Genomic DNA, 435 nt, shown 5'->3' with positions numbered 1-435 from the left:
CCGGCCGGATACGGGCGGATGCCCGGCCTGAGAAGGGCGCTGACGTGGCCAGGTGAGTCTGTGAAGATCCGAAGTCAGATAGCACCGGAACCGAAGGGCAAGTTGGACGCCATGACCAGGACGCCGGAGACGGTGCATGCCGCCGTGGTGGGCGAGGTGATGGCGAACGGACCGGAGGACCTGGTCACGGACTGGTGGTCGATCGACTGGCGCCAGGCCGAGAACGAGGTACGGCGGCTACGGCAACGCATCTTCACGGCGTCGCGGAATGGGGACCTCAAGAAGGTCCGCAACTTACAGAAGCTGATGCTGCGGTCCCGGTCGAACGCTGTGCTCAGCGTGCGCCGGGTCGCGCAGGACAACGCCGGCAGCACGACGGCGGGCGTGGACGGCAGGACCGCCCTGCTGACTTCCCAGAAGGCTGATCTGGTCGAC

1 protein-coding gene is annotated in these 435 nt (G+C 66.7%); it reads left to right on the top strand.

Annotated features, from left to right (window positions below; translation table 11 throughout):
- Positions 1 to 111 precede the first annotated feature (111 nt).
- On the top strand, positions 112 to 435 hold a 324-nt coding region (locus tag KJS59_RS30605; protein WP_249715193.1), incomplete at its 3' end, for a reverse transcriptase N-terminal domain-containing protein.

This window comes from Rhizomonospora bruguierae, from assembly GCF_018397995.1.
Classification (GTDB): domain Bacteria; phylum Actinomycetota; class Actinomycetes; order Mycobacteriales; family Micromonosporaceae; genus Rhizomonospora; species Rhizomonospora bruguierae.
This window is presented reverse-complemented; position numbering and strand designations above follow the sequence as displayed.